Here is an 18512-nt window from a genome sequence, read left to right as displayed (position 1 = left end):
GCCCTGACCGGCAGGAAGGAACCGTTCCGATGCGACTGGCAGGCGTTGTTCTGGCCGTCATCATGACGGCGATCCCGGCGGCGGCGCAGGATACGGGCATCCTGACCGGCAGGATCGCTTCGGAGAGCGGGGCGTCGCTCTTCGGCGCCAACATCGTGGTCAAGAGCCCTGCGATCGTAGGGCTGCGGGGTTCGACGAGCGACAGCCGGGGCATATACCGCGTAGAAGGACTTCCCGCCGGGGAGTACGAGGTCACCGTTACTTACCTGGGTTACGTGTCGGACACCGCGACCGGGATCATGGTTCAGGGCGGCGCGCCCACGGAACGGGATTTCGTACTGGCCGCTACGGTGCTCGTGGGCCAGGAGGTCGTGGTTTCGGCTTCCCGAAAGCAGGAAAAAGCGCTGGACGCCCCGGCATCCGTCGAAGTGGTCGAGATGAAGGATATCCGGAACTCCCAGGCGCTGTCCGTCGACGAACACATCAAGAACCTGAGCGGCGTGGACCACGCGAAGACGGGCGTCATGCAGGCCAGTACGGTGATTCGCGGCTTCAACAAAGTGCTGTCGGGCCTTCTCCTCACTATGGTGGACAACCGGATCGCGCGGATCCCGTCGCTGCGGATCAATTCCTTCCACATCATTCCCATCACCAGCGAGGACATCGAACGGATAGAGATCGTCCGCGGTCCCGGTTCGGCGCTCTACGGCCCCAACAGCTCCAACGGCGTGATGCACATCATATCCCGGTCCCCCTTCGGATCGGAAGGCAACTTCGTGTCCCTCTCCGGAGGGGAACGCGGCCTGCGGAAGGCGTCCTTCCGCCATGCCAGCAGCGTAAACGACATGATCGGGCTCAAGATTTCGGGGAAGTACCTGAAGGCCCGGGACTGGGAGCACCACGATCCCGCCGAGGTCGTGCCGCGCAATCTCGACATAGACGGCCAGTACGGGGAAATCAGGCTCGACGTCCGTCCTTCGGAGGACCTGACGTTCATCGGTTCGGCGGGGTATTCCAAGAGCTCCAGCATCCAGATGACGGGACAGGGCTCGGCCCAGGGCAGGGACTGGGTGTACAGCTATCTCCAGGGCCGCATGCAGTACAGGGGCTGGTTCGGCCAGTTCTTCTACAACAAGAGCGACGCGGGGGAAACCCAGTTGCTGCGCACCGGCGACGGCGTGGTGGACAAGTCGTCGTTGACCGTGATGCAGCTGCAGAACACCTCGGATATCGGCCTGCGCCAGCAGTTCATCTACGGCGTGGACCTGCTGCTTACCCGTCCACGGACCGAAGGGACCATCCACGGCACCTACGAGGACGATGACGACACCGACGAATTCGGGGCCTACCTCCAGAGCGAGACCCGGTTCACCGACCAGGTGAGCCTGATGCTCGCCGGCCGCCTCGACCGGCACAGCAGGCTGGATGACCCTGTATTTTCGCCGCGCGCGGCCGTAGTGATGAAGCCCAATCCGGAGAACACGTTCAGGGTCACCTACAACCGGGCGTTCAACACACCCACGGTGACTACGTTGTCGCTGGACATCAGGGCAGTTATCGACGCGTTCGGATTCGGCGACCTTTTCGGAGGGCTGGGCCTGGGTCCGGACAACTCCATCGACATCCGGTCGTACGGCGCGCGCAATCCCTTTACCTTCCGCCGCGACGAGAGAGGCCGGCCCATGTACCGTTCGCCCTTCGCCACCGCGGCCGGGCTTTCCAGGGAATCCTATCTGCGGCTCGACGATCCGGAAGCCAACAACCTGCTGTGGAGCGCCGCAAGGGAACTCGTGGTCGCCGAGTTGATCCAGCAACTGGGTAACGACAGCGGCGGTCTCGTCACCCCCGAGCTTGCTGCCCAGTTCACCGGCGTGATACCCGAGCGTCTCCACGGCCTGACGAACAGCCTGCAACTGCTCAACCCCGAAACGCAGGGATTCGATCCGTACGACGTCTCGGCGGTCCAGGACATCGACAAGATCCGGCCGACCATCTCGCAGACCCTCGAGTTCGGGTACAAGGGCATTGTCCGGAACAAGCTGGTGCTCGCGGCCGATTTCTACCGCACGCAGATGAACGACTATACCCTGCCGCTCTGGATCTTCACGCCCTCGGTGTTTCTCGACGAAGGTACCCTCCGAAGTGCCTTGAACCAGGGTATCGCCGATTACCTGGCGGACCCCGCAAACGCGCAACTGGCCGGCCTGGTCACCTTGCTCGACCAGCCCGCGCTCGGCGGCAACGGGAACGGCGACCACGCAGATGAAATGAACGGATACGTCGACCAGATCGCGGATGGCGCCGCAATGATTCCCTTCGGTACCGTAACGCCCGAGCAGGCATCCGACCCGACCGCGGTCGCCCTGACCTACCGGAATTTCGGCGACGTCACGGTCTATGGCGCCGACCTGGGGTTATCCTGGTTCCCCAACCGGTCGTGGCACATAACGGGCAGTTACTCGTATATACACCGGAACCTGTTCGAGAACGTGGAGAACCTCGGCGACGTCCCCTTGAATTCCCCGAAGCACAAGCTCAGCGGAGGCGTTATGTACCGCCCCTCCGGGATGCCTCTGACCCTGGGCGGCAAGATCAGTTACCGCGGTTCCTTCCCAATGCTGGACGGCGTGTACGCGGGCCCTGTCGACGCCTACGCCGTGGTGGACGCCAACGCCGCCTACCAGATATCAGCGATCACCTTCAGCGTGGAAGCCAGCAACCTGCTGAACACGAAGTACCGCGCCTTCGTAGGCGCCCCGGAAATCGGTCGGCTGCTTTCCGCGGGCGTGGCCGTGCGGTTCTGACGGACCTGCCTGGGTCCGTTTTTCATTTGCCCGGTTTCCGGAAATAAGGAACTCCCTTCACAAGTCTGATGGATAGAATGCCACGTACCGGCGCCTGGCGGATCCATCGCGGCTTCCATTTAATCGAAACCATATCCGGGGTTTTTCGTGCAATCCGATATGGACTATGGGCGCGCGCGAAAAGGGCTTCGTTCTGTGTGCGGGACACAGGGCCCGGTCCAATATTGGCTTGACACGGAGTGCGGCCGACCGTATGATGTGTCCATCCTCAAGGAGACCGAAAATGCCACATCGGTTGCGGTATATACTGGCGATTCTGTGCCTGCTGGCCACGCCTGCGGACGTGTTCGCGCAGGGTGAATACTTCGGTCGGAACAAGGTCCAGTACCGCGACTTCCAGTGGGAAATCATCTCCACGCCCCACTTCGAAATCTACTACTACCAGGGAGAGGAAGAGGCCGCCTACGATGCCGCCAGGATGGCGGAGCGTTCGTATAACCGCCTGAGCCGTATCCTGCAGCACCGGTTCAGCGACAAGATCCCGATCATCCTGTACGCCTCCCATACCGATTTCCAGCAGACCAACGTCCTGCCCGGCTTTATCAGCGAGGGCACCGGCGGTGTGACGGAGTTCAACAAGAACCGCATACTGCTGCCCTTCACGGGATCCTACGCGGAACTGGAACACGTACTCACCCACGAACTCGTTCACGCCTTCCAGGGAGACGTGATCTACGGCGCGGGTCCGGGGGTCTCCATCCTGAATCCCATGGCCTTCGTCGCCCCGCTGTGGTTCATGGAGGGCATGGCCGAATACCTGTCCCTGGGCCGCATCGACGCCTATACCCACATGTGGCTGCGCGATGCGGCGCTGCAGGGCTATCTGCCGCCGTCCATCCCCGCCATGGACTATAGTTTCGGCGTCTACCGTTTCGGCCAGGCGCTGTTCGCCTACATCGGCGACCGGTACGGAGATCGGAAGATCGGCGAGATACTCCGCAAGACGGCCCGCATGCGAAACGTGAACGAAGCCTTCCGCTCGTCCATCGGCAAGGACATCGAGAAGCTGTCCGACGAGTGGAACGAGCATGTGCGCAAGACCTACCTGCCGCAGATCGAGGACTACGAAAAGCCGCAGGCCTTCGCCCGGCAACTGACCGACGTCCGGGAATCCAGGGCGGGCCTGCACCTCGCCCCGGCGATTTCACCGCGGGGCGACAAGCTGGTCTTCATTTCCAACCGAAGCCTGTACAACGATATCTACCTGGCCTCCGCCATCAACGGCGAGGTCATTTCCAAGCTGGTCGAAGGCGAGCGCTCGGCCGATTTCGAGTCCCTCCGGTTCTTTTCCACGTCTATTTCCTGGTCGCCCGATGAGCAGTACATCGCCTTCCCGGCCAAGGTGGGGGCGCGGGACGCCCTGTATATCATGGACGTCAGAAGGAAGAAGGTGATCCGGCGCATCAGGGTCAATCTCGACGGCGCCACGTCGCCGAGCTGGTCGCCGGACGGTGAAAAGCTGGTCTTCGTCGGTCTCCAGGGAGGGCAGTCCGACCTGTACGTCGTGGATGCCGCGGGCGGGAACCTGAAGGCCCTTACCCGGGACCGGTACACGGACCGGGACCCCGTGTGGTCGCCGGACGGCAAGACGATCGCCTTTTCCACGGACCGGGGCGACGTGACCAATTTCCGGACGCTCACCTTCGGATACCAGCAGCTGGCGCTGTATGACCTGGAAACGGGAGAGGTCGAAAAGATCCCGGACCAGATCGGCAAGAGCATTTCGCCGCAGTGGTCGGCGGACGGCAGCAAAATCGCGTTCATTTCCAATCGCACCGGCGTGTCCAACATATTCATCCGGGACATGGAGAACGGCGAGACCTACCAGATTACCAACGTACTGACCGGTGTGACCAACGTAACGGCCGCCGGACCCGCCATCAGCTGGGCGCAAAAGTCGGACCGCATGGTCTTCTCCGCCCTTTCCTGGGGGGGATTCGACCTGTTTGCCATCAGCGACCCGGTGTCGTTGATGAAGGAACCCTACGACCACGAAAAGGCGGCGACGCCCGGTGCGTCGCCCGATGCGCAGCAACTGGCGCCGCCCCTGAGAACCGAACCACCGGATGAACCCCTCGCCTCCGGGGACGCGGAAGGATCTTCGGAAGAAACCGCCTCCGGGGACGAGGAAGGAACATCGGAAGAAACCGTCTCCGGGGACGCGGAAGGATCTTCGCCGGCAGCGACGGAGGACGCCACGCCGGCCCCTGCGCCGGACACCGCATCCGAGGCGGGACCACCGTCCGGGACCCCGGAACGGGAAAAGGTAACCACGATCCAGACCGTGCTTACCGCGCCGCCGGACACGACGTCCGCCGCGGAGTCCGTCAGTGAGTCGGCCGCGCCCGGAGAGATGCCCGAACCGTCAACGGGTTCCGGCCTTCTGGAGACGCCGCAGTTCCCCTTCGGGCCCATCGCCGGAGGTATCGGTCCGGCGGGCGAGTTGCCGGATACGACCGCCTGGACCGACGGTACGTTCACGAAGCGGAAATACTCCCCCAAATTCGGATTGGACTACCTGGGGGGGAATGCCGGGTACTCCACGCACGTCGGACTCGTGGGCAGTTCCGTCCTTTCCTTCAGCGACATATTGAACAACCACAAGATACTCGTCGGCGCCAACGTTTTCGGATCCCTGACGGACGCGAACCTGCTGGTTCAGTACACCAATCTGACACGGCGCGTCAACTGGAGCGTGGCGGCATTCCAGTACAGCTACGACCTGTTCCGCGGCTACCAGAGTCCCTGGGTTTCCCAGGTGACGACCCAGATAAACCGCGGCGTCCAGTTCTACCTGAGCCGTCCTTTCAGCAAGTTCAACCGGTTCGAACTGGGGGTCCAGGGCGTCAACCGTTCCCGTGAACTGGTGGACGTCAGTTTCAATTACTTCGGCATTCGGCGTACGAGGCGGGGAAGCCTGGGAAGCGTCAACTTCATCCAGCCCACCGCCGCCCTGGTCACGGATCACACGCTGTACGGGTTGACCGGCCCGATCGCCGGCGCCCGGGGCCGTGTCGAAGTGACGCCGACGTTCGGTGAGCTGCAGTTCACGCGGGTCTTCGTCGACTACCGCGCCTACTACAACGTCCTGCAGCGTTACGCCTTCGCCTTCCGCCTGTACGGACTCAGCAGCGACGGGCGGGACCAGGAACTGTATCCATTCGGCGGTCCTTTCAACTTCCGCGGGGCGGATTACTGGTCCGTCTGGGGGAGCAAAGTCGCGCTGGTCAACGCCGAGTTTCGGTTCCCCCTGATCGAGGTCCTCGCCTTCGGCTGGCCGCTGCCGCTGGCCTTCCAGCAGATCCGTGGTTCGCTGTTCGTGGACGCGGGCGCCGCCTGGGACCAGACCACCAGTTCCACCCAGGCCAACCAGTACGCCGGCTATCCCAACGTAGGCCAATTCGTCGACGGCAACCTGGTGCGGGACAACGGCCTGGGGCCGCGCACGATGGAAGAACTGTCGGGCGGGCCGCTCGCGGTGGCCTACGGCATCGGCATGCGCTCGCGTGTCGGCTTCCTGATCCTGAAGTTCGATATCGCCCGCCAGTTCGACCTGGGAAGGCGGCCTGCATGGTACAACAACGAAAACCTGGCCAACGTTCCCCGTGGGCTTGAATCCGAGTTCCCGGGCACGCGTTCGTACCGGCTGAGGAATGCGCTGAACGACACCCAGTTCTTCTTTACGATCGGAGCCGATTTCTAGGACGCTCCTCGCTTACCGGCCGGCCGGCCGGTTCATCCCTCGTTGGTTCACCTTTGCCTGAACGCGGAGATACGGCAGGTATACATGCATACGTCAGAAGAGATCAGGGCCTTAAGGGAGCAACACTATAACGCCACACTGACCGAAATCCAGGAATTGAACCCCGAACTCTGGATCATCCGGGTGAAACCGGACGAAGAACTTCCGCCGTACAAGCCCGGACAGTACACCACGCTCGGCCTGGGCGACTGGGAACCCACCAACGATCCCGAACATAACGAAGACGTCAATGAGAACCTCAAGACGAAACTCGTCCGCCGCGCCTACTCCATGTCCTTTCCCATGTACGAGGACGATCCCCGGCAATTGATGGATCCGGCGGACATGGACTACTACGAGTTCTACATCACGCTCGTGGCCCGCGACGGAGAGGAAGGCCAGGACCCCTCCCTCACGCCGAGGCTGTGGATGCTGAACGAAGGCGACCGGATCTGGATGGGGCCGAAGGTGACCGGCCATTACACCCTGGAACACGTTGGTCCGGACGACCAGGTCATCTTCGCCGCGACCGGCACCGGCGAGGCGCCCCACAACTGCATGATCGCCGAACTGATGCGCAACGGCCACGGACCGGAGATCATTTCGGTGGTGTGCGTGCGATACGCCCGGGACCTGGGTTACCAGTCAACCAACGAGCGCCTTGCGCCCCTGCATCCGAACTACCATTACATTACGCTGACCACCCGGGAAACCCACAACCTCGACCGCAAGGTGTATATACAGGATCTGGTAAGGACCGGGGAACTGGAGGAGCAGACCGGTATCATCCTGGATCCTGAAAGGACCCACGTGTACATCTGCGGAAACCCCGACATGATCGGCGTGCCCAACTATACCAGGGAGGGCGACAAGTCGTACCCCTCGCCCACCGGCATGGTGGAGCTGCTCGAATCCCGTGGATTCAAGGCGGATCATCGCAGGGACAAGGGCAATATTCACTTCGAGGAATACTGGTAGTCCACGGTCCGGCTCGTCGGGTCGCATCCTGAATGACGAAGAGGCCGCCATGCAAACACTGACGCTGGATGCGGAGGGCAATCCAGAGGTATCCAGCGGGCCTGTGCCTGCCTGCAACGACGAGGACGTACTGGTCAAGGTCCGTGCATGCGTGCTGTCGCGCCGGAGTACCTCCGATAACGGCGCCGATCCGCCATCAACCGCCAACGGAGCCCACGGGACCATCAGTCGGAGCTTCACGGGCGTCATCGAGTCCACCGGCCGGCTTGTGGGTTCGCCTGGACGGCGCGTGGATTCGCTCGGCCAGGGCGACCGGGTCGTTGCCTGCCATACCGACGGCGGCTTTTCGGAATATCGAAGCGTGCCTGCGAACCAGGTCGTAAAGTTGCCGCAAGACGTCAGTTACGAAGAAGGCGCTATCGCCGGCCTGATGCCGACGGTACTGAAGGGCATGGAACGGGCCGAGGTGAAGGGCAGCACCGTTTTCGTATGCGGCGTGGGGACCACCGGGTTGCTGGGTACGCAGGTGGCGTCCATATCGGGTGCAGCGGCCGTGATCGCGTCGGATCTGCACGCGAAACGCCTGCAGCGGGCGGCGGATACTGGCGCGGACACCCTGATCAATGCCTCCACGGAGGACGTCCATCGCCGTGTCATGGACCGGACCGGCGGCCAGGGTGTGGACGTCAGCCTCGAGTGCGCCGGCAGCGAGGCATCCTTTGCCCAGTGCGCGGCGGTTCTGCGGCCGGGCGGGAAGCTCGTCGTCCTGAAAGCCGATTCCCACTCCGTATCCATCGACATGCGGGAATGGTCGTCGCGATCTCTGCAGTTGATCATGGGACGCGAACAGCCCGGCGAAACCCCCTACCTGGTGGACCGGGGGCTGAAACTCGTGGGCATCGGCGCCGTCAGGCTGCGTCCCCTGCTGACCCACGTATTCCCCGCCCATCGCGCCGCAGAAGCACTCGAACTGATCGACGGCCACCCTGACCTGGCTGTCGAAGTCGCACTGATCTGGGGGTAGGGATCGACAGGATCAGCGTCCTGTAGTGCTTGACACGTACGCTTCCGTGTTCCAACTTTCAAGCCGCAGGTAAAGGGTCATGAGATCTGTCGAAAGGACTTGAACGCACTTTGTCATCCGAAATCAGTATCCTGAATCTGATTCTGGATTCGGGCGTCGTCGCCAAGACCGTCATTGCCGTTCTCCTGATATTCTCCATCGTTACATGGGCGATCATGGCGGAGCGCTGGCGGTACTTTCGCCGGGCTCAGACGCAGTCGGGGGAATTCCTCGCGTTCTTCCGGTCGGAGCGCAACTACAACCAGGTTTACACCGCCGCCTCGAAGTGGCCGTACAGTCCCGCCGCCGCGGTGTACCGCGAGGTCTACGAGAAGCACGCGCCGGCGTTTCCGCTTCCTGCCGGCGCCGCGGGCCAGGCGGGCCAGGTGGGCCAGGCGGGCCAGGCGGGCCAGGCGGGTCAGGTGGACCAGGCGGGCCGGCCGAAGGAAGCCGGCCAGGACTTGGTGGAATCCGTCTATCGCGACCTGCGGCTTGCCGCCCACCGGGAACTGGCCCGGTTCGAGCAACGGCTTCCCCTGCTGGCCACCGCCGGAAGCGTGTGCCCCTTTCTCGGCCTGTTCGGAACGGTGTGGGGTGTTATGACCGCCTTTCTGGACATCAGTACCCAGGGCTCCACCAACATCGTGGTCGTGGCGCCCGGGATCGCGGAAGCCCTGATTACGACGATCGCGGGCCTGGCCGTGGCGATCCCGGCCATGGTGGCGTATAATTACTTCGTGCAGCGGTCGCGGGTGCTGGGCCTGGAACTCGAGGACCTGGCCACCGCGGTCCTGAACATCCTCCAGCTGCGGACCATCGCGGGGAGGCCATGAATTCCTTTGATTTCAATAGCGCGGGTTCGCCCCGCGTCCTGTCGGAAATCAGGGTCACGGCACTGGTCGACGTCATGACCGTGCTCCTGATCATCTTCATGATCACCACGCCGATGATCCAGAGCGGCGTCCAGGTGGATCTGCCCAGGGCGAGCGCGGCCGCGCCGGATCTCGGCGAGGGCCTCGTCATCACGATTACGAGCGAAGGGTCGCTCTACCTCGAAGACCGGCTGCTCTCGATCGCCCAGTTCGACGGGGTGTTCGGGGAGATCTTCGAGGATCAGCAGGATAAGCCGGTGTTTATCCGCGGAGACGAACAGGTGCCCTACGGCGCCGTCATTGGCGTGCTGGATAAACTCAAGCAGCACGGCGTAACGCAGATAGGCCTGGCGACCAGTCTGAGGCCTTCACGATAATGGCACGCATGATCTGGGCTTCCGGATTCCTGCATATCGCGGTGTTTGCCGGACTGATCGGTTTGAATACCTGGTGGTCCGCGCCGGCGTCGTCGCTGGACCAGCAGGTCTACCGGGTCGATCTGGTAACGCTGAACGAAAGCCCGCCGATTCAACGTCCGCCCGCGATCGACGAGGTGTACGAAGTCGTCTCGAAGAAGGAGGCCGCCGCGCCGCAGGAGGAGGCGGCCCTGGCACTGGAACGGACGCCGCGCCTGGTCTCCGAAGAACCGGACCTCGCACCGGAAGCGCCGCAGACCTTCGAGACCGATTCCCCGGAAATCAGACTGGACGAGCGAAACTTCGAATACCCGTACTACCTGGGCATGATGCAGCGGAAGATCCAGCAGCATTTCAACGTGCCCAGGATGCTCGGCGTAACCCGGCTCGAGACGGTCATCTATTTCCGCGTGGTACGGTCCGGCCGGATTACCGGCGTCGTCATGGAGCGTTCGTCTTCCAACCCGGTCTTCGACCTGGCGGCGCAAAGGGCGCTGAACGCGGCCGATCCGCTGCCGCCGCTTCCGGAAGGTTACAGGAAGTCCTACCTGGGCGTGCACTTCGCCTTCCAGTACGTGTTGTGAAGCAGCAACGAACGCACGGGGTACCAAACCTGTTGCCATGAATGGATTACAGCACGGAAGGCCTGAAATGAGAAAACAGCGGAGTGCCTGGACGTTGAGGATCCTGCTGGCGGCCTGCGTCGTGTCCCTGCTCGGCGCGCGGTCCGCGTCGGGCCAGGACGAGGTCAATCTCAGCGTGCAAGCCCGCGTCTCCCCCCGCATCCCGATCGCCTTCAAGCCCTTTGTCCCCAGGGACGGAACGGCCTTCGACGCCGCCGTGCAGGACACCGTCAACCTGGTGCTGATGCGCGACCTGTCGTTCTCCGGCGTATTCGCCGTGCGGGACCTTTCCATCCCGGCCCGGCCCGGATCGGACGATGGCGCCCCGGTGCTGACGGGCAGCGCCGGCGACACCACCTACGTGTTTCTGGACGCCGCCGGAGAGGTGGACCTCGAGCTGCTTCGCAAGCTGTCCGTACAGGTCATGGTGTCGGGAACGTACGAAGTATCGGGATCCCGGGTGGAAATCTCCGTGCGTCTTACCGACCTGGGCACCCGGCGGACGATCATGGAAAAGGGGTACGCCGCCTTCGACCTTACCCTGAGGCGGATCGTGCATCTCATGGCCGACGATATCGTGTTCCAGCTGACCGGGGACCGGGGCACCGCCCAGACCCGCGTCGTCTTTATTTCCCAGCGCAGCGGCGCCCCGGAACTGTACATCTCGGACTACGACGGTTTCAACGTCCGCCAGCTGACCCGGGACGGCGCACGGAAATATTCGCCGAACTGGTCGCCGGACGGCACCAGGATCGCCTACACGTCCTACCGGGACGGCCCCCACGAACTGTATATCCTCGACCTGCAGAGCGGGGAGACCAGCAAGGTCGCTTTCAGGGGGAGAACGGTGCTTTCGCCGCGTTGGTCGCCGGACGGGCGCCACCTGGTCCTGAGCCTGGTCACGGAGGGGATTTCCAGGCTGTTCATCAGCACGCTGGACGGGAGCGGTCTGGTACCGCTGGCGACCGGTTACGGGATCAACGTTTCACCATCCTGGTCACCGCGGGGCGACCAGTTGGTCTACATGTCGGACCGATTGACACAGAAGCACCTGTACGTTATAAATATAGATGGCTCGAACGATCATCGCATCACCTTCGAGGGCGGTTACAACGGATCGCCGGCGTGGTCCCCGCGGGGCGACCGCATCGCCTTCGTGGGCGGTGATCTGGCGCAGGGGAGGCGGGGAGGATCCCGGCGGGTATTCAATATCTACACCTGCGACGTCAACGGCAGCAACCTGGTGAAACTCACGGGCGTCCGCGGACCGGAAGGAGACAACGTGAACCCGACCTGGTCCCCGGACGGACTGCATATTCTCTTCAGTTCCGACCGCGCCCGCAGCGGTGTGTACCAAATCTACCGGATGTCCTGGAACGGAACCGACGTCCATCCCGTCATCACGGAGGGCAACAACCGGCAACCCGGCTGGGGACCCAGGCCCGAATGAAATCGAAGCGGATCGAGCGTAAATGAAGGAAAGGTTCCTGAAACCCCCAGGCCGGTGCCTGCTGCCGGCAATTTTCGTCCTGGTCGTTACCGGCGCATGCGGCGTCCAGTCCGACCTGACCAACCTGAAGAACGACACGACGCATCTGCGGGCACAGATGCAGGTCTTGCGCGAGGAGGTCGCCCTTCAGGCGGACATAGACTCCCTGAAAGTGGACATCGTGCGGCTGGAAGCCCTCGTACGGGACCAGATGGACGAGTTGCTGCGCATGCGGGCGGATATGGGGCAGCGGGTCGGCGCCCTCGAAAGCCAGTTGCAGATCCTTACCACGCGCATCACGGAAAGCGACCGCCAGTTTTCGGCCCTGGTGCGCAGGCTGGAGAGCCTTCAGGTCCAGCTGAGCGCGCCGGCGAGTCCGGATACGTCCGCGGCACAAAACATGTCCTACGATCCGGGCGAACTGTACGACCTGGCGCTGAGGGATTACCAGCGGGGCAGCTACGACGTGGCGGTCCGGCAGTTTACCCAGTACATCGAGTACTTCCCGGATTCGGACCTGGCCGACGACGCGCAGTTCTATATCGGCGACAGCTACTATACCCAGAGCCTGTACACCCAGGCGCTCGATGCCTACGAGATGCTGTTGGACACGTATCCGGATGGGAACAAGGTGCCGGCCACCCTGTTGAAAATCGCCTTCATCAAGGTGGCCCGGAAGGAACCGTCCGAGGCGCGGTCCTACCTGGAACGGGTAATCGGTGAATTTCCCGATGCGGAGGAGGCCCAGCTCGCGAGGATGAGACTGGATCTGATGCCGGAAGACTGAGAAGGACGGACTTTTCGCTTTACTTTCACAAACAAATGGGGATTTTAACTGTGGATGTGCCGTTTGATCCACGCATCGCAAAAATACGGTGAAGTCGAGCATGTGTCCATATACCTGTCACTCAGTGATGGATGAGTAACGCACCCATGTGAAAGGAGTGCTGTAATGAAAAGATGGCGTAGCACGTATTCGATCCTGGCGCTCTGTGTGATGGTCACCGCTCCCGCGTGGATGGGTGCCGCTTGTGCCAGGGGCCCTTCCGCGGAGGAACTGGCCGCGATGGAAGCCGCGCGTCAACAGGCCATAGCGGATTCACTCAGAGCGGTACGCGCTGAAGAGGAAGCCCGTCTCGCGGCCGAGGAAGAAGCCCGGCGCATGGCCGAGGAAGAAGCCCGTCTCGCGGCCGAGGAAGCAGCCCGTCTCGCGGCCGAAGAGGAAGCCCGCAGGGCTGCCGAAGCCCGGCACCAGGAGATGATGTCCCTGTCCACCATCTACTTCGATTACGACATGTCGAACATCCGGGAAGACCAGCGTTCGGCCCTGGACGAGAACGCCCGCAAATTGCGGGAGTACCAGCCCGAAGACATGGTGGTGGTCGAGGGCCACTGCGATGAACGGGGTACGATCGAATACAACCTGGCGCTGGGAGAGCAGCGTGCCCAGGCGGTCAAGACGTACCTCACGGATGCCGGCGTGGAGGATGGCCGCATCGAGACCGTAAGTTACGGTGAAGAGCAGCCGGCGGTCATGGGCGGCGACGAAAGCGCCTGGTCGCAGAACCGGCGCGCCGAGTTGAAGCGCAAGTAAGCGTTATAGGTTTCACCCGTACCGAAGCAGGACTGGGGCGGCCCTATGGTCGCCCCTTTTTCGTCTGTCCCCGGGAAACAGTTTCCCGTTTTAATAAGTCACGTGGATGCATGGGACAGACCGGCGTATTGTAAAAAAACATTGAAAGATGGAGCAGAAATACATATACTTTTCCGCTCAGGATGGAACAGATGTTAAGCGGAAAAGGGCCAGACCCTCCGGATAAATACTGGAAGAAACGCCAACTTAGTGGGAAAGGAGTTCTGCATGAAGCGATGGAGCAATACGGCATCGGCCCTGGCGCTCTGTGTGCTGGTTGCCGCGCCCGTGTGGATGGGCGCCTGCTGCGCCGTTACCCGGGGACCTTCCGCGGAGGAACTGGCCGCGATGGAGGCGGCGCGTCAACAGGCGATCGCGGATTCGATCAGGGCAGTACAAGCTGAAGAGGAAGCCCGCCTGGCGGCCGAGGCGGAAGCCCGGCGCATAGCCGAGGAGGAAGCCCGTCTGGCGGTCGAGGCGGAAGCCCGGCGCATGGCCGAAGAGGAAGCCCGAAGGGCCGCCGAGGCCGAAGCCCTGCACCAGGAGATGATGTCCCTGGCCACCATCTACTTCAATTACGACCGGTCGGACGTCCGGGAGGACCAGCGTTCGGTCATGGACGAAAACGTCCGCAAGCTGCAAGAATACCAGCCCGAAGACAGGGTGGTGGTCGAGGGCCACACCGATGTACGGGGCACGATCGAATACAACCTGGCGCTGGGTGAACGGCGCGCACAGGCGGTCAAGGCGTACCTCGTGAATGCCGGCGTGGCGGAAGACCGCATCGAAACCGTCAGTTTGGGTGAAGAGCGGCAGGCGGTCATGGGCAGCGACGAGAGCGCCCTGGCGCAGAACCGGCGCGTGGAGTTGAAGCGCCAGTAGGTTTTCCCCGCATCACCCGTAACGTTACAGGCAGGGGCGGCCAATCAGGTCGCCCCTGTTTTTTTATGGCTCCCCGAGAAACGGTTTCCAGTTTTCATAGATCATGTTGTGGATGGCCTCTTCCGGAAATACGGGCAGGGACGTATTCCGTACGACGTCGTTTACCTTCCACTGGCCGGCTATGACCTGCGCCGGCGTGGCGGAGGGAAAGTCGGAACCGAAGATCAGCTTGTGCTCCACGCCGTACTCCAGGGCGGACATGAAAGCCATGTAATGGCGAAGCGGACGGTAGTGCAGGGCCGATATGTCCGCGTAGAGATTCGGATGCTTCCGGATCAGCACCACGCATTCGTCCTCCCACGGATGCCCCATGTGGGCGATCATCATCCGGAGGTCCGGGCAGGCCACCGCGATGTCCTCCAGTTGTATCGGATTGGCCCACTTGAGCGGGCCCGGCCGCACGAAGGAAGTGCCCTGGTGCCAGATCACGGGGATGTCCAGCGCTTCCGCCTTCTTGAACAGGGGAAGATGGGCCGGGTCCTGCGGATCGAAGTGCTGGTAGATCGGCGCGACCTTCAGTCCGCGCAGACCGAGCACGTCGACGTTGTATTCGAGTTGTTCGACGGCGTCTTCGTCGTTCGGGTCGACGGAACACCATCCGATGAACCGGTCCGCGTGTTCCGCCACGAAGCCGGCGACGAGTTCCTGGGGCACGTCCACCCCGCAGTAGGGCGCTTTCAGACCGAACACTACCACCCTGTCGCAGTCTTCGGTCGCCTTCAGCAGCGTTTCGGGCGTGGAATCGAAGGCATTCTTGTACCGGTCCTCGTGGCCGGCGTAGTACACGTCCTCGGACAGCCGCATCTTGGCCTTCTTGGCGGCGTAGGCGAATTCCACGAACTCATCGGACATATGGTCAGGGTACCACATCAGGTTGGTATGGATGTCGACTAGCATGGATGGCTTTCCCCGGGGCTGGCGTGATGGTTGTCGTCGAATACGCACGCGCGGATCATGTCCGCGGCTTCTTCCAGGTCGAAACAGGCGGGATCGACGGGGATCCCGGCTTCGCAGACGGCGGCCAGCAGGTCGCACAGCCCGGGTCGTCCGGGCCGTCCCCGCGGCCGCGCGTCGACGCCGTGCTGCCGCCCGAACAGGTGGACCGGCGTGGTATCCGCCGCGATGCCGCCGTTTTCCATGACCAGGATCCGGTCCGCCAGGCGGGAGATCAGGTCCATGTCATGGGTGATCAGGAAAAGGGTCGTCCCTTTTGCCTTGCAGCCCCTGAAAATCGCCTCTACTTGCCGTACGCTCTGCGGATCGAGTCCGGACGTAGGCTCGTCGAGTGCGAGGACGGAAGGCTCCATGGCCAGGATCCCGGCAATTGCGGCCCGGCGTTTTTCCCCGCCGCTCAGCGACAGGGGATGCCGGTGTGAGAAACGGCCGGGATCCAGGCCGACCCGCTCGAGCGCCCGGTTGACCATTTCCGTAATTTCCGATGCTGCAACGCCCGTTTGCCGGGGACCGAAGGCCACGTCGTCGAATACGGTTTCCTCGAACAACTGGGCCTCGGGGAACTGAAAGACCAGTCCCACTTTCTGACGCAGCTTCCGCAAGTCGGTCTCCGGGGACGATACATCCGCCCCCTCGACCCGAACCGTGCCCGAATCCGCCTTCAGCAAACTATTGAGATGCTGAATCATCGTGGACTTTCCTGAACCGTTCGGCCCGGTCAGCGCGACGCATTCCCCGGGGAACACCAGGGTGCTCACATCGCGCAGGGCGGGGATCTCCAGGGAAGTGCCGGGGGAGTAGGTATGGCACACCCGGTCGAAAGCGATAATGGGCGGCGTGGTTGGTGACACGGGCGCGCTGGGTGACTCGGATGCTCTGGGCGACTCGGGCGCGCTGGGTGACTCGGATGCCCTGTCGGCCAGCCACTGTACCAGGGGCTTCGGATGGACGATGCCGGCCGGCACCGCGACGCCGCGCGTGCGCAGGGCGTCCGCCAGCCGTGTGGCCAGCGGCGCGTCGAGCCCGTGCGCCGCGAGCCGGCCGGATTCCCGGTATACCTCCTCCGGCGTTCCCTCGGCGGCGACGTCCCCGTCCACCACCAGCGCGATGCGGTCCATCCGGACGGCTTCCTCGGGCGACTGCGTAATGAAGACCACGCTCAACCGGTATTCGTCCACGATCGACAGGAGCAGGCCGAGTATGTCCCGCCGGTCTCCCGGGTCCAGCGACGAGGTGGGCTCGTCGCAAATGAGGTAGCGGGGACGCATGGACGCCACGGCGGCGATGGCCAGGCGCTGCTTCTCGCCGCCGGAAAGCCGGTGGGGAGGGTAATGGCGGTACTTTTCCAGGTTGAACCGGTTGAGGGCCCACGCGACGCGGTCGTGGATCTCCGGGGAAGGCAGGCCGATGTTTTCCAGTCCAAAGGCCACTTCCCGTTCCACCGTGGTGGAGACCAGTTGATTGTCCGGGTTCTGGAATATCATGCCGGCCCGTTGATGGACCGGCCACTTGTTCTCCGGATCCGCCGTGTCCAGGCCGTCCACCAGGATCCGGCCGGACCGGGGCACGATCAATCCGTTCAGGCAACGGGCGAGCGTGCTCTTGCCCGAACCGTTGGGTCCGATCACGGCCAGACTTCCGGAATCGCTGATCTCCAGGGACAAGCCCTTCAGCGTCGGAACCTCGTTCCCCGACGGGAGATGGTAGCTGAAGGATACATCTTCGGCGACGATCACAGCAGACTGTCCAGGTCCATGCGGCCGGCGGCCTCGTGGACGGCCGCGTACACCTCGGCGAGGGGGATACCCCCCTTCAGCGCGGCTTGATGACAGTCCTCGTATTCGGGGGTGTACCGTGTGGCGTTCCCCTGCCGAACGACTTTAATCCGAATCGCGCCGAAGGGGGTCTCCGCCCTGGCCTCGCGACGGGGTAGCACGCTCCGGGTGACGGGGTAGCTTCTGAGACCGATGGTTGTCGTTTCCTTGAGAATCAACTCGGTCAGCCTGCCGGCCTGGGCGATTGGCGCCAGCACGGTTAGAAGCACGCCCGGCCTGCTTTTTTTCATGATTACGGGCGTGAGAAAGGCGTCCAGTGCGCCGGCATCGAGCAGCAGGTCCAGGACATGGCCGTAGAACTGCGGATTCATATCGTCGATCTGCGTTTCCAGGACCTGCACGGTCTCACGGTCGATGGCCTGGGCAATACCCTCCATGTGGGCGACTTCCCCCAGGCAGAGCCGTACCCTGTTTCCATCACCACGGTCGGTGTCGTTGCCCCCACAGCCCACCGACCGCAGCGTAAAGCCGGACCCGTGCATCGATCCCGCGGAAAGCGCGGTCAGCACGGCGCATCCCGCCAGGTCGACGGGTGCGTGGTCGACGGGCCGTACGGTTACGCCCCGCATCAGGGCGGCGAGCAGGGGAGGCGTGGCATCGATGCCCGCGGCGAAGGGCAGCGCCTCGTGGTAGAGGGCATCGATCCCGAGAAGATGCAGGGCGTTGCAGAGGACGAGGATGCGCACTGCCGCGTGGCGGCCGCCCAGTGTTTCCACCGGCGGCGCGTGGCCCGGTGTGAGGTCCGGCGCCTGGTCCTGTGCCCCCCAGAGTTCGTTTACCTTCTGCTCGAGGTGGCCCGTTACACGGCCTAAGAGCGTGCCGGCCGGCGTGCCCGCTCCCCCATCCGGGATGGCCCGGTAGGTTTCGGGAACGGTCGCCTCGACGCAGGACAGGGAGGCGTACGTCACCTGCGTCCCGCCGCCCCGCTCCCTGGTGACGTTGATCTCGCAGTCCACGCCATGGTGGCGTTTCAAGGCCGCTTCGATCTCCTCGCGGTCCGAACCCGCGTCGATCAGCGCCCCGAGCAGCATGTCCGCGCCGAAGCCGGATAACTGGTCGAAATAACCCGCCACCGCCATTGGATCCGTCACCGCCATTGGC

14 protein-coding genes are annotated in these 18512 nt (G+C 63.1%); 11 read left to right on the top strand and 3 right to left on the bottom strand.

What is annotated here, in order from left to right; all coding sequences use genetic code 11:
- Positions 1-29 precede the first annotated feature (29 nt).
- The 11 genes from F4Y38_11315 (at position 30) to F4Y38_11265 (ending at position 14562) form a co-directional block, all read left to right on the top strand.
- Positions 30-2804 (top strand): TonB-dependent receptor, encoded by a 2775-nt coding sequence (locus F4Y38_11315; GenBank protein ID MXY49866.1) that lies wholly within the window; start codon positions 30-32, stop codon positions 2802-2804.
- A 166-nt stretch (positions 2805-2970) separates the two neighbouring features.
- Positions 2971-6567, top strand: a complete 3597-nt coding sequence (locus F4Y38_11310; protein ID MXY49865.1) for a BamA/TamA family outer membrane protein — start codon at positions 2971-2973, stop codon at positions 6565-6567.
- An 84-nt stretch (positions 6568-6651) separates the two neighbouring features.
- Positions 6652-7584 (top strand): ferredoxin--NADP reductase, encoded by a 933-nt coding sequence (locus F4Y38_11305; protein MXY49864.1) that lies wholly within the window; start codon positions 6652-6654, stop codon positions 7582-7584.
- A gap of 49 nt (positions 7585-7633) precedes the next feature.
- Positions 7634-8608: a zinc-binding dehydrogenase gene (locus tag F4Y38_11300; GenBank protein ID MXY49863.1), complete on the top strand. Its 975-nt coding sequence runs from the start codon at positions 7634-7636 to the stop codon at positions 8606-8608.
- Positions 8609-8718: 110 nt separating this feature from the next.
- Entirely contained in the window at positions 8719-9480 is a 762-nt protein-coding gene (locus F4Y38_11295) for a hypothetical protein (protein ID MXY49862.1), read from the top strand.
- Positions 9477-9896 carry a biopolymer transporter ExbD gene (locus tag F4Y38_11290; protein ID MXY49861.1) on the top strand — a complete coding sequence of 140 codons (420 nt, stop codon included), beginning with the start codon at positions 9477-9479 and terminating at the stop codon, positions 9894-9896. The genes F4Y38_11295 and F4Y38_11290 overlap by 4 nt, the downstream gene beginning before the upstream one ends.
- Positions 9896-10519, top strand: coding sequence for a TonB C-terminal domain-containing protein (locus F4Y38_11285; protein ID MXY49860.1), 624 nt, complete (start codon positions 9896-9898; stop codon positions 10517-10519). Before F4Y38_11290 ends, F4Y38_11285 begins: the two co-directional genes overlap by 1 nt.
- A 37-nt stretch (positions 10520-10556) precedes the next feature.
- Entirely contained in the window at positions 10557-12008 is a 1452-nt protein-coding gene (locus tag F4Y38_11280; protein ID MXY49859.1) for a hypothetical protein, read from the top strand.
- A gap of 22 nt (positions 12009-12030) precedes the next feature.
- Positions 12031-12834, top strand: a complete 804-nt coding sequence (gene ybgF, locus F4Y38_11275) for a tol-pal system protein YbgF (protein MXY49858.1) — start codon at positions 12031-12033, stop codon at positions 12832-12834.
- A gap of 165 nt (positions 12835-12999) precedes the next feature.
- Positions 13000-13641, top strand: coding sequence for a peptidoglycan-associated lipoprotein Pal (gene pal / locus F4Y38_11270; GenBank protein MXY49857.1), 642 nt, complete (start codon positions 13000-13002; stop codon positions 13639-13641).
- Between the two features lie 267 nt (positions 13642-13908).
- The gene (locus tag F4Y38_11265) at positions 13909-14562 is read left to right on the top strand and encodes an OmpA family protein (GenBank protein MXY49856.1); all 654 of its coding nucleotides are present in this window, start codon (positions 13909-13911) and stop codon (positions 14560-14562) included.
- 63 nt (positions 14563-14625) lie between these two features.
- Here the strand turns inward: F4Y38_11265 and F4Y38_11260 are convergent, their stop codons facing one another.
- The 3 genes from F4Y38_11260 to F4Y38_11250 are packed head-to-tail and all read right to left on the bottom strand — an operon-like array spanning position 14626 to position 18508.
- Positions 14626-15519 carry an amidohydrolase gene (locus F4Y38_11260; GenBank protein ID MXY49855.1) on the bottom strand — a complete coding sequence of 298 codons (894 nt, stop codon included), beginning with the start codon at positions 15517-15519 and terminating at the stop codon, positions 14626-14628.
- Positions 15513-17312 (bottom strand): ATP-binding cassette domain-containing protein, encoded by a 1800-nt coding sequence (locus F4Y38_11255; GenBank protein ID MXY49854.1) that lies wholly within the window; start codon positions 17310-17312, stop codon positions 15513-15515. The genes F4Y38_11260 and F4Y38_11255 overlap by 7 nt, the downstream gene beginning before the upstream one ends.
- Positions 17309-18508: a LarC family nickel insertion protein gene (locus tag F4Y38_11250; GenBank protein MXY49853.1), complete on the bottom strand. Its 1200-nt coding sequence runs from the start codon at positions 18506-18508 to the stop codon at positions 17309-17311. Before F4Y38_11250 ends, F4Y38_11255 begins: the two co-directional genes overlap by 4 nt.
- Between the last annotated feature and the right edge of the window lie 4 nt (positions 18509-18512).

Source organism: Gemmatimonadota bacterium (assembly GCA_009838645.1).
Lineage (GTDB): Bacteria > JAAXHH01 > JAAXHH01 > JAAXHH01 > JAAXHH01 > JAAXHH01.
This window is presented reverse-complemented; position numbering and strand designations above follow the sequence as displayed.

Excerpts from the sequence above, each read along its gene's own strand:
- F4Y38_11315 (MXY49866.1), top strand. The coding sequence starts at position 30 with ATGCGACTGGCAGGCGTTGTTCTGGCCGTCATCATGACGGCGATCCCG.
- F4Y38_11310 (MXY49865.1), top strand. The coding sequence starts at position 2,971 with ATGGGCGCGCGCGAAAAGGGCTTCGTTCTGTGTGCGGGACACAGGGCC.
- F4Y38_11305 (MXY49864.1), top strand. The coding sequence starts at position 6,652 with ATGCATACGTCAGAAGAGATCAGGGCCTTAAGGGAGCAACACTATAAC.
- F4Y38_11300 (MXY49863.1), top strand. The coding sequence starts at position 7,634 with ATGCAAACACTGACGCTGGATGCGGAGGGCAATCCAGAGGTATCCAGC.
- F4Y38_11290 (MXY49861.1), top strand. The coding sequence starts at position 9,477 with ATGAATTCCTTTGATTTCAATAGCGCGGGTTCGCCCCGCGTCCTGTCG.
- F4Y38_11285 (MXY49860.1), top strand. The coding sequence starts at position 9,896 with ATGGCACGCATGATCTGGGCTTCCGGATTCCTGCATATCGCGGTGTTT.
- F4Y38_11280 (MXY49859.1), top strand. The coding sequence starts at position 10,557 with ATGAATGGATTACAGCACGGAAGGCCTGAAATGAGAAAACAGCGGAGT.
- ybgF (MXY49858.1), top strand. The coding sequence starts at position 12,031 with ATGAAGGAAAGGTTCCTGAAACCCCCAGGCCGGTGCCTGCTGCCGGCA.
- pal (MXY49857.1), top strand. The coding sequence starts at position 13,000 with ATGAAAAGATGGCGTAGCACGTATTCGATCCTGGCGCTCTGTGTGATG.
- F4Y38_11265 (MXY49856.1), top strand. The coding sequence starts at position 13,909 with ATGAAGCGATGGAGCAATACGGCATCGGCCCTGGCGCTCTGTGTGCTG.
- F4Y38_11260 (MXY49855.1), bottom strand. The coding sequence starts at position 15,519 with ATGCTAGTCGACATCCATACCAACCTGATGTGGTACCCTGACCATATG.
- F4Y38_11250 (MXY49853.1), bottom strand. The coding sequence starts at position 18,508 with ATGGCGGTGACGGATCCAATGGCGGTGGCGGGTTATTTCGACCAGTTA.